This is a genomic window from Streptomyces sp. NPDC051104 (assembly GCF_040682835.1).
GTDB lineage: Bacteria > Actinomycetota > Actinomycetes > Streptomycetales > Streptomycetaceae > Streptomyces > Streptomyces cynarae.
This window is the reverse complement of sequence record NZ_JBFBBS010000010.1, coordinates 139,886-148,522: the sequence shown is the minus strand read 5'-3', so window position 1 is coordinate 148,522 and position 8,637 is coordinate 139,886. Positions and strand designations below refer to the sequence as shown.

Below are 8,637 nucleotides of genomic sequence, written 5' to 3'. Positions count from 1 at the left end.
GACTCCTTTCAAGGAAGGGAGACGGCCCGGCGGTTGCCGGGCCGTGGGTGGTGGTCGTGCAGGTCAGTGGACGCGGGTGGCGGCCATCGCCGCCTCGACGATCGCGAAGGTCTCGCCCCAGGTGGCCTCGATGTACTCGGCGGTGTCGCCGCCCCAGCCGCTGCTGCCCGCGATGAACGCCCGGCCCTGGCCCTCCTTGGGGAGGCGGACCGTCCAGTCGAAGCCGTCGACGCGGACCTCGGTGGAGAGGCCCTGGCCGGTCCGCCGCCAGTCGGAGGTGGTGGCGGCCTCGAAGATCGCGGTGATCGTGGTGGCGTCCATGGCGGGCTCCCTTGAGGTTGGGGTGTAGTGGTTAGTCACTATGTACAACGCATGTACAGGCTATGCGGTTCCGGGTTGACCCCAAGAAATCGAGAGAAATCGCAGGTCAGAGGGCTGCCGCCGCGAGCTCCACGGGTGCTCAGGCGGAGACGGCGGCCTTCGCCTGGTCGAGCTGGGCGCGGGCGGCCAGGCGGGCGTCGGACCAGCCGCGGATCAGCGCGGTCCCGGCCTCGGCGGCGGCCTCGCCGGCGGGCAGGCCGCGCTCGCGCCCGGCCAGGTAGCAGGTGCTGACCATCTGCACGGCGCTCGACCGGGTGAGCGTCTCGACCAGGCCGTCCAGGTCGAGGTGGGGGAACGACTCGTGCAGGGACATCGCCGAGAAGGCTGCGATCCTGCCGACGGCGTCGCCCAGCTCCTCGGCGAACTGGGTGGAGGCGGCGGCGAGCGTGGTGGTCATGGCGGGCCTTTCTGCTGATGGAGTGGAGGGAGGTCAGACGGCGCGGGCGATCTGGTCGACCATGCCGAGCATGTGGCCGGGCAGGCCGAGCGTGCGGGCCTCGCGGGCGAGGGAGCGCATCTCGGTCTGCACCCACCGCTGGTGGGCCGCCGCGTCCTCGGCGATGGTCACCGCGAGGCGGCGCAGGACGTCCCGGTCGAGCACGCCCTTGGTGACCGCTCGGCGGACGTCGATCGCGCGCTTGGTGTTGCCCGCGCGGATGAGCTGCCGGGAGAGGTCGAGGGCGTCATCTGCGTCTCCGGCCTCGGCGACCAGGGTGATGTCCTCGATCAGGGTCTGGATGCTCATGCCGCGCTCCTCAGAGGGTGTAGTGGTTAGTCACTATGACTAACGCGGGGGGCAGCCTGGGGTTCCGGGTTGCCTCCGGGAATGTCGCGAGAAATCGCAGGTCAGATACCTACCGGGCAGCCGAGGCCGCGCACCTGGGCCTCGTCGTCGACTGCCGACCAGGCCCAGAAGAAGCCGGGGGTCTCGTCGTCGACCATCTCCCGCTCCAGCGCGCTCCGCAGGATGCTCACGAACTCGTCGCGCGGGAGGTCGCCGATCAGGTCGGCGACCTGATCCATGGCGACCTCGCCGCGGTTGTCGCAGTCGACCGCGCAGAGCTCGTCGGCTCCCGCACCGCAGACCCCGCACTCGTCGCTCGTGTCGCACGGCTGGGCCTTGAGGGCGACCCGGACCAGGCTCTCGAAGGTGATGGCACTCATGACTGCCTCGCTTTCTGTTCGAGATGGAGGGCGGGGCCGGCTGACCCCGCCCGGGCGGCCGGGGGTCAGCTGGCCAGGATCGCCTCGCCGACCGGGGTGAGTGTCACGGCCTGGCCCACGTAGAGGCTGGTGGAGCGTGACTGGGTGGCCCACCCCTGCGCGATGACCCACTCGACCATGTCCTTGCGGGGACGCTCGCCGGCCTGGACCGTCACCCGGGTCTGGCCGAACCGGAGTTCCTGGATCTTGACGCCGTTGTCCCGGATGGCCGCCAGGGTGCGCTTCTGGGCCGGAGTCGCGTTCGGGACTTCCACCGGGGCGGACGCGGGCGCCGGGGTCTCTTGGGGCACCGCGGCGGGCTCCTCGGCCGGGGCGTCGTCCTCGATGTCGATGCCGCCGGTGTTGCTCAGGAAGCGGCGCAGGCCCTCCTGCTCGTGCAGGCGCTCGGCATTGGTGACGAGGCTGGTGCTGAGGGAGACGCCGTACTCCACGAGGGCCTCCATGACCTTCTGGCGCATCCTGGCGAGGCCCTCGCGGACGCCGTGCTTCTCGATGCGGACGAAGAGGTCCTTCCAGGGCCGGGCCTGCGCGTCGGCCACCATCACGGCTTCCATCAGGTAGTCCAGCCGGGAGCCGGGCTTCGCGCAGGCTTCCGCCAGCTTCTGGCGGGCGGTCTCGGCGGCCTCGGTCTCGCTGGTGGCGCGGATGGTGAGGAAGTGGAGGGCGGTAGTGGCGTCCATGCCGGACTCCTTGTGGGGGTGAGTGGTGTAGTGGTTAGTCACTATGTATAACGCTTGTACGGTGCATGTGGTTCCGGGTATTCCGCGAGAAATCGCAGAAAATCGCAGGCCAGAGGCCCGACACGCCGCAACGTGACCGCCATAGTGTCTCCCCACTATGCTGGCTTCATGGACGACCCCAAGCTCCCGGCCCCGTTCGCCGCCCTCGCCGACCTCGCGGCCGAGCCGACCACCGAGCAGGCCCGCAAGCTGACCGCCGCACTCAAGGCCGTGCCCGAGCTGCAGCGCTGGCTTCGCGTCCAGCGACAGCGGACCACGCGCGGCCTCCTCGACGCCGGCCGCTCCCGCGAGGAACTGGCGCCGATCCTGGAGGTCTCCAAGCAGCGCGTGTCCGACATCGCCAGCGGCCACCTGAACTCGGCCGCGCTCGCCCGCAAGGCCCGCAGCGCCGCCAGCTCCGACTGACCGGCCCGACGCGACGAGGCGCCCCGCACACGCTGTGCGGGACGCCTCGCGCATTCCGGCGGCCGGTCAGGTTGGCTTCAGTGAACAGGTCGAGTTGCTCGGCCTGGTCGGGGGCGGCCGGGAGCGGGGGCAGCTCGACCGGGCGCAGCGGGACCGGCGCGGGCAGCTCGGGCTTCGGCGTCGGCCGGGCGGCCTCGGCGCGCAGTTCGGCGACGACCTCACGGCCGGGTTCCCGTCATCACCGAGCCGTACGGCCCCGGCAGCAAGCGCGTCAGCATCACCGCCGACGGCCGCGACGGCCGACCCTGGCTGAGGCTCTGGACAGACGACGAGGAAGCCCCGAACCCGGTCGTCCTGGCCGCCGAGTTCGCCGCGTGACCCCGGACAGCGTCCGGACAGTGTCCGCGCAAGTCAGCCGATCGTCTCGTTCCTCCCAGGCGTGAGGAGGGCCAGGAGGCAGCGTCCAACTGGAAATTATGAGTTATCCGCAGCGTCGTGCGCTATCTTTAGAGACATCCGCAGGCGACGAGTGCTGAAAGAAGGCCCGAGTGGCAAGTTGGAACGAAGCGCCGGAGAACACGCTCGAAGGAGCCCGGCGGCTGCTGAGGACGACCTTCAGCCCCACGACGCCGATCCAGCGGCAGGAAGTCTTCGCTGGACGTCGCGACCAGTTCGAAGCGGTGCGCGACGCCGTTGAGCAGGTCGGCCAGCATGCGGTGATCTATGGAGACCGAGGCGTCGGCAAGACCTCTCTGGCGATGGTGTCCCAGGAGATCGCGAGGATCGAGGGCTACTTCACCTCATTGATCACCTGCGACAGCACGGTCGACTTCACGCAGGTCTGGAAACAGGCGTTCCGCGAGATCCTCGTGACGAATCCCGACGGCACCGAAGGCGACGCCTCCTACCTCCTCGGTGAGGACACCCTCCGCCCTGACGACGTGAGGCTGGCCTTCAAGCTACTGAGCTTCAACGCGCCGGTCGTCGTGTTCTTGGACGAGTACGACACCATCGCCCAGACGGAGAGCGGCGTGCTGTTCGCCAACCTCGTCAAGATCCTCTCCGATCATGGGATGGACGTCACGGTGGTCTTCGTCGGAGTGGCCGAGGACGTCAACCGGCTGATCGCCGACCACGCCAGCGTCCAGCGGGTTCTGGCCGAGGTCGCGATGCCGAGGATGGCCCCGGAAGAGCGCAGCGACATCGTCCGACGGGGCCTCGAAGGTGCCGGAATGAGTGCCGACGACGAGGTCTATGAGCGCATCTCCCTCCTCAGCCAGGGAATGCCGGCCATCGTCCACCGGCTCGGTCAGCAGTCAGCTTTCGAAGCCCTGGACCGCGGGTCTCACCACGTGACCGCCGCAGATGTCCACTCCGCGATCAACGTGGTCGTCTCCAAGAACATGGAGAGCGTCTCCACCACCTACGATCACGCGGTGTTCTCCACTCGGTCGGACACGCTCTTCAGCGTCGTCGCCCTCGCATGCGCGTGTGTGACCACGGACGAGAAGGGCTTCTTCACCTCCGGCGCGCTCAGGCGCCCTCTGAAGAAGATCACGGGAACCTCTTACGAGATCCCCGCCTACTCGGCCCACCTGAACGACTTCTCCACCAAGCGCGGCCCTCTCCTGGAGAAGGTCGGTGGAACACGGGCATACCGCTACCGGTTCCTCAATCCGCTCTTCAAGCCCTATATCGCTCTGCGGGCTCTGAAGGAAAACATGATCACGCACGAGATGCTGACCAACCTCCTCAGCGGAGACATGGCTGACGACAGCTGAACCTGCCGCCAAATCCCTCGCCCCAACCCCTGAGACACGTGGGTTCGGGGCGAGTGGCATTTGAGAATCCGCGAACCCGTCGGCTTCGCTGGGCGGCGGACTCGCCGGTCGGGGCGCTCGCAGTGAAGCCGCAGGAGCACATGGCGAAGCCGTCGGCCGCGCCGCCGGCCTGGATGTGGTCGTGGGCGAGCAGGCCGAGGCGGGCGGCGAGGGTGAGGCGCACGCGGCCCTGGCTGCCGACGGCGACCAGGCGGCTGGCGCGCAGCCGGGCGGACTCGCCGGACGGGATCTCAGTCCCGGCGGCCAGGATGTAGCGGCGGTCGACGTCGAGGACGTGACGGGCGCCGCCGACGCCGACGAGGGCGAGGATGGCGCGGGTGCGCTCGTCCAGGTCGCCGACGGGCAACTCGGGGTCGAGGACGATGGCGCGCACTTCGGTCGCCCGGGTGGTGGCGTTGACGCGGCCCCAGCTGATCCGGGCGCCTCCAGTGCGGGTGGCCTCCATGGCGCAGCTGCGGTTGCGGGCACGGCGCAGGAGCATCAGGGCGTGCGACTCCTTCGCGGCGCCCTGGGTGCTGCCGCCAGCGTGGGTGACGGTCTCGCGGAACATGGCCTCTCCTTGCGTGGGGGTGGGGCCCGGCCGCTGCGGGCCGGGCCGGGTGACGTGGGGTTCAGCAGCCGCAGGCGCCGCTGAGGGCGCGCTCCTGGAAGCAGCCGCCGCAGGTCTTCGGGGCGGTGGCCTGGGTGGCGTGGCGGGCGGCGGCCCGGCGGGTGGCGGCCGAGCGCGGGGCGACCTCGGGGGCACGGTTGGTGATGCCTGAGACGGGCGCGGCCGGGCCGGTGGCGCCGGCGGGCAGCTTGCGGAAGTCGGCGCGCAGAGTGCGGTAGTTGTTCCGCTTGCTCTGCCGGGTCCAGCGGGTGGTGATCCGGCCGGTGGCCTCGTCCTGCTCGATCTCGTGCATGGAGGTGAGGAGCTGCGCGCGGAGCAGGATCGGCATCGCGGCGCCGGGCACGGTCTCGGTGCGCTCGACGGTCGGCTGGCCGGGCATCCAGACGGCCAGGTGAAGGTGAGCGCGGGACGCTGCTCGGGCGGCACCGGCCGGTCGTCGGGCAGGTCGCGGCTCGGGCTGGGCAGCTCGGGCCAGTTGGGCGCGAGGCGGTGGAGGAGGGTCAGGCGCTGCATGCGGGGTCCTTTCGGTCGGGCGGTCACTCGGCGGCGTCGCAGCTGCAGAGGGTGCGGAAGCCGTCGGGGTCGATCTCGATCTGGTCGCCGCAGTCGGCGCAGCGGCTGACGCGGGTGGCGGGCTGCTTCTTGGCGGGCTCGTCGGGCATGGGCGGAGGTTCCTCTCAGCTGGCGAGGTCGAAGGCGTGGGCGGCGATCCGGTGCTTGCACACGTGGATGGCCTTGAGTCCGGCCGGGCAGGTGCAGGCGGCGCGGGCGGTCTTGTAGGTCTTGCTGCCGTCGCTGCTGGCGGCGAGGTAGACGCGGTTCTTGCTGCTCTTGCGCAGGGGGATCAGGCCGCCCTGTTCGAGCAGCTCGATCGCGGCCTCCACCAGGTGCGGCTTGTAGGTGGCCAGCTCGGGCGAGCGTGTCGCCCGGCGGACCTTGGCGCGGCACTTCGGGCCGTAGCCGTCCGGCGAGGGGTTCCGCAGGACGCGTCCGCACTTCGCGCACCGGTGGGTGGTGGTGGAGGTCTTGGCGCTCATGCGAACTCCTCGGGGGCTGGTGAGTGAGTGGTTCTACTTCCATTTTTTGCAAAATCGACTTTGCCTAACCTTGTTTACAAAGCTGATTTAGTAGACGTCTAAGAAGCCGCTGGTCGGCGGGCCGCTCGAGGCGGCGCGCCGGCCGGGGCGGCTACTTCCCGGCGGGCCGCTTGCAGGAGTCGTGCCGGTGGCAGTTGCAGCGCCTGCAGTCGGCGCACATCTGCTCGGCCTCCAGCCCGCACCGGCCGCAGCCGCCGGACGCTTCCAGGTCGGCGTCGTCCAGGGCGAGGGAGAGGTCGACCAGCGCCTGGCGGTCGAAGCGGCGCCGGGGCTTGCACCGGCCGTCGCAGTGCAATGGGCCGCCGCGCAGGACGGCGTCCTCGCCCTCGTGTCCCTCGCAGGCGTAGGCGGACTCGTCGGCGGGCTCGACCCGTACGGTGACCGCCTCGACCATCAGCGTTCCGACGCCCTCGACGTCGGCGCGGGACCGCAGGTCACCGACCGTGAGGATCATCTCTCGGTCTCGGCCGTCCTTGTCGGTGATCGGCTTGCCCTGGGCGCGGGCGACGCCCCAGACGAGGTTGCGCAGCTCTCCGGGGCCGTCGCAGACGTACTGGCGGTCGTCCATGCCGGGGTGCTCGATCGTGACGTCGTACATGCGGATCTCTCCTGGGTTCGCCGTGCTGATGGGTAGTGAGCGCGGCCGGGACGGGCGGTCGCTCGCCCCGGCCGCCGGGGTCAGCTTTGATCGGCGGCCGGCCCGAGGTCGCCGAGTTCGGCCTCGGCCGCCTCGATGCCCAGCCGTGCCGTCTCGTCGTGCTCGCGCAGCCACTCCAGGGCGGCCGTCAGGTCGGCGAGCGCGGCCTGCCACTCCGGGTCTTCCGGGTCGGGGTCGGTGCGCACCCGGGCGGCTGCCGCGCTCGACTTCCGCCGCATCTCGAAGATCTGCTCCCGGGCGGCCGTCGCCTTACGGGACTCGGCGCGCATCTGGCCCGCCTGCTCGCAGGACGGGCAGAGCACAGAGATCCGGGCCTTCTGCTCGTCGTTCAGGGCCCGGTCGACGTCCTGCGCGCACAGCGTCGTCGCGCCCTCGGGCGCCGCGAAGTGCGGGGCGAAGTCGCGGCGGCCGTGGACGATGAGCACCGCGGCCGCGTCGGCGAGACGGTTGATCTCAGCGTTCCGCTCGCCGGGCTCGATGACGTCGCCGAAGGCGCGCGCGGCGGCGATCAGAGGGCTGTCGCCGGTCAGTCGGTGGAGCGGGGCACTGTGGGTCATGCGCTGACCTTTCGGTTGGGGTGGAAGTGGCGATACCTCCATTCTTTACAAAATCGACTTTGCCTAATCATATTTACTAAGTGGAGTTAGTAAAGGATGCCCCAAGGGGCGCAGGTGGCACGGCGGAGCCGCTCGACTCGCGTCACTCAACGTGTTTTGCAAAGTTGACTTGTGGAAGACTGCGAACATGCCCAGGAAGCCAGGACCCCAGCCGCAGCCCGACCACAAGCTCAGCGACGAAGCCCGCGCCGCGATCAAGGCGTGGGAGGATCACGTCGCCAAGGAGGAGGAGCTGCGCGAGCGGGCACAGAAGGCCCTCGCCGACGAACTCAAGGCGAACCCGGACCTGCCCGTCGCGGCCCTCGCGAAGAACCCTCACGTCCCCTGGGGCATCGGGACACTGTGGAACATCGTCGCCAAGTACGACGTCCCGGCCCGCCAGCCCGCCAAGTCGAAGCGGTCGGCGGAGAGCTGACACCGGCCGGGGAGTGCCGCAAGGGGCCGCACGCATTTCGCGTGCGGCCCCTTCGACTTGCCGATCACAGGTGGCTGGCGATCAGTGCGATCAGGATGAGCGCGGCGGCAATGGCGACGGCCTGCCATTCCTTCCCCTGCGGAGCACGGAATTCCGGCTGCAGGATCGCCTCGCCGATCGGGTGCATTCCGTCGTGCAGCTCGTCCCGGTGCTTCTGACCGCGCCTTTCGGCTCGCCCGCGCGTCGCATACGGCTCGGACACCAGGCGGCAGTTCGGGCACTCGTACTGGAACTGGAACACGGTCCTTATCTCCCCGGGCGGTCTGTCAGTGCGACGCGAGATAAAACGGCGCTCCACCAAGGTAGCGGGATCTGCCCGCAAGAGGGAGACGGATGCCGGGAGTTCGAATTTCCTCGCACCTCTGCTCGGGCCCGGCGGGGCCGAGCGTGCGGGGCAGCGGGTGAGGGGAGCGCCCCTCTCCTCCCCGCCTCGGCCGAGGTATCGGCGGTAGGTATCCGGTAGTAGGTACTGGACCGGGGCCCCTCTCAGGGCGGGGGAGGGGAGGGGGTGACGGCACTCCCCTGCAGCCCCCCCCCCCTGCGCCACCCACAGGCGGGCCCCCGTACAAACCGCGTACGGGGGCCGGGG

Annotated in this window: 15 protein-coding genes; 3 read left to right on the top strand and 12 right to left on the bottom strand. The window is 70.0% G+C overall.

Annotated elements, in window-relative coordinates; all coding sequences use genetic code 11:
* Window positions 1-63: 63 nt before the first annotated feature.
* From AB0N14_RS17755 to AB0N14_RS17735, 5 genes are all read right to left on the bottom strand, one after another.
* Window positions 64-321: a hypothetical protein gene (locus AB0N14_RS17755; RefSeq protein ID WP_366026584.1), complete on the bottom strand. Its 258-nt coding sequence runs from the start codon at window positions 319-321 to the stop codon at window positions 64-66.
* A 139-nt stretch (window positions 322-460) separates the two neighbouring features.
* Window positions 461-778 (bottom strand): hypothetical protein, encoded by a 318-nt coding sequence (locus tag AB0N14_RS17750; RefSeq protein WP_366026583.1) that lies wholly within the window; start codon window positions 776-778, stop codon window positions 461-463.
* Window positions 779-811: 33 nt separating this feature from the next.
* Entirely contained in the window at window positions 812-1,126 is a 315-nt protein-coding gene (locus AB0N14_RS17745) for a hypothetical protein (protein WP_366026582.1), read from the bottom strand.
* A gap of 101 nt (window positions 1,127-1,227) precedes the next feature.
* On the bottom strand, window positions 1,228-1,545 hold the full coding sequence (locus AB0N14_RS17740; protein WP_366026580.1) for a hypothetical protein: 318 nt from the start codon (window positions 1,543-1,545) through the stop codon (window positions 1,228-1,230).
* 65 nt (window positions 1,546-1,610) lie between these two features.
* Window positions 1,611-2,285, bottom strand: a complete 675-nt coding sequence (locus AB0N14_RS17735) for a hypothetical protein (protein ID WP_366026579.1) — start codon at window positions 2,283-2,285, stop codon at window positions 1,611-1,613.
* A gap of 168 nt (window positions 2,286-2,453) precedes the next feature.
* Between AB0N14_RS17735 and AB0N14_RS17730 the strand changes: the two genes are divergently transcribed.
* Window positions 2,454-2,750 (top strand): sigma-70 family RNA polymerase sigma factor, encoded by a 297-nt coding sequence (locus AB0N14_RS17730; RefSeq protein ID WP_366026578.1) that lies wholly within the window; start codon window positions 2,454-2,456, stop codon window positions 2,748-2,750.
* Between the two features lie 548 nt (window positions 2,751-3,298).
* Window positions 3,299-4,531, top strand: a complete 1,233-nt coding sequence (locus AB0N14_RS17725; RefSeq protein WP_366026577.1) for an AAA family ATPase — start codon at window positions 3,299-3,301, stop codon at window positions 4,529-4,531.
* On the opposite strand, the gene AB0N14_RS17720 is transcribed toward AB0N14_RS17725, so the two are convergent.
* The 6 genes from AB0N14_RS17720 to AB0N14_RS17695 form a co-directional block, all read right to left on the bottom strand.
* Window positions 4,503-5,141: a hypothetical protein gene (locus tag AB0N14_RS17720; RefSeq protein WP_366026576.1), complete on the bottom strand. Its 639-nt coding sequence runs from the start codon at window positions 5,139-5,141 to the stop codon at window positions 4,503-4,505. The genes AB0N14_RS17725 and AB0N14_RS17720 overlap by 29 nt on opposite strands.
* Window positions 5,142-5,202: 61 nt before the next feature.
* Window positions 5,203-5,580, bottom strand: a complete 378-nt coding sequence (locus tag AB0N14_RS17715) for a hypothetical protein (RefSeq protein WP_366026575.1) — start codon at window positions 5,578-5,580, stop codon at window positions 5,203-5,205.
* A 157-nt stretch (window positions 5,581-5,737) separates the two neighbouring features.
* Window positions 5,738-5,863 carry a hypothetical protein gene (locus AB0N14_RS17710; RefSeq protein ID WP_366026574.1) on the bottom strand — a complete coding sequence of 42 codons (126 nt, stop codon included), beginning with the start codon at window positions 5,861-5,863 and terminating at the stop codon, window positions 5,738-5,740.
* Between the two features lie 15 nt (window positions 5,864-5,878).
* Window positions 5,879-6,238, bottom strand: coding sequence for a hypothetical protein (locus tag AB0N14_RS17705; RefSeq protein WP_366026573.1), 360 nt, complete (start codon window positions 6,236-6,238; stop codon window positions 5,879-5,881).
* Window positions 6,239-6,389: 151 nt separating this feature from the next.
* A complete protein-coding gene (locus tag AB0N14_RS17700) occupies window positions 6,390-6,896 on the bottom strand; it encodes a hypothetical protein (RefSeq protein ID WP_366026572.1) in 507 nt (168 codons plus the stop codon).
* A gap of 80 nt (window positions 6,897-6,976) precedes the next feature.
* Entirely contained in the window at window positions 6,977-7,513 is a 537-nt protein-coding gene (locus AB0N14_RS17695) for a hypothetical protein (RefSeq protein WP_366026571.1), read from the bottom strand.
* 187 nt (window positions 7,514-7,700) lie between these two features.
* On the opposite strand from AB0N14_RS17695, the gene AB0N14_RS17690 reads away from it, so the two are divergent.
* Window positions 7,701-7,988 (top strand): hypothetical protein, encoded by a 288-nt coding sequence (locus tag AB0N14_RS17690; RefSeq protein WP_366026570.1) that lies wholly within the window; start codon window positions 7,701-7,703, stop codon window positions 7,986-7,988.
* A gap of 64 nt (window positions 7,989-8,052) precedes the next feature.
* Here the strand turns inward: AB0N14_RS17690 and AB0N14_RS17685 are convergent, their stop codons facing one another.
* A complete protein-coding gene (locus tag AB0N14_RS17685) occupies window positions 8,053-8,289 on the bottom strand; it encodes a hypothetical protein (RefSeq protein ID WP_366026569.1) in 237 nt (78 codons plus the stop codon).
* Between the last annotated feature and the right edge of the window lie 348 nt (window positions 8,290-8,637).